We start from the raw sequence: 792 nt of genomic DNA, 5'->3' as shown, positions 1-792 counted from the left end.
CGTGGTGCTGGACTTCCTTCACGTCTACCGGCGCTGGTCGGCACCGACGGCTGAGCTGAAGGCCGCCCGGGCGGGGCTGCTCAAGGGCGTGGGGCTGGCGTTGCCGGTGGAGTGGTTCTAGGGGTACGGCTTGGAAATCCCGGTCCTATAGTCGCGCCGCGCCGCGGCATTGCGCGGTCGCTGGAGCGCTGCCATGGCGGAGAAGCAGGCGAAGAAGCAGGCCAGGAAGCCGGTGAAGAGCCGTGCCATCGGGCCCAGTGCGGCGGCCAGGATCGGCGAGGTCGTGGTCGGCCCGGTTGCGCCGCCCATCGTGGTCGGCCCGACTCCGCCGCCCATCATCATCACGCCGGGGCCCATCCCACACGCCATCGAGTACGTCGGCAACCTGTTCAGCGGCAGCCGCCCCGGCGACGCGGTGGTGCGGCCAGACGACCTCGTGGCGCTGCGCATCGAGCTCGTCAATGTCGCCCGCAAGCCGGGCAGCAAACCGCCCGTGCTCGCCGCTAGCGGCAGCGGCGCGGCCTCGCTGATCGTCCACCATCCGCCGCAGTCCATCGCCGAAGAGGTGTTCTTCGAGCAGCAGGCCGCCGGCACCGGCACGCCCGACATGCCGCCGCCGCTCGACGGCAAGCCAGCGCCCTCGGCGGTGGTGCCGGACAACGAGGTCGACCCGCCGCCCATCCGCGCCCGTGCGGCCAACGAGTCGCGCGTCGTGTTCGAGTGGCCGGCCGGCTTCGAGTGCCCCTACACGCTGGACGGGCTGCTCGGCGCCATCCGCACGCTGGACATGCG

1 pseudogene is annotated in these 792 nt (G+C 72.1%); it reads left to right on the top strand.

The features are described 5' to 3' along the window. Nucleotides 1-193 precede the first annotated feature (193 nt). Nucleotides 194-792 (top strand): annotated as a pseudogene (locus AC1DU6_RS33610) (hypothetical protein); the annotation flags it as partial.

The sequence above is a fragment of the Roseateles sp. P5_B10 genome (assembly GCF_056400485.1).
This window is presented reverse-complemented; position numbering and strand designations above follow the sequence as displayed.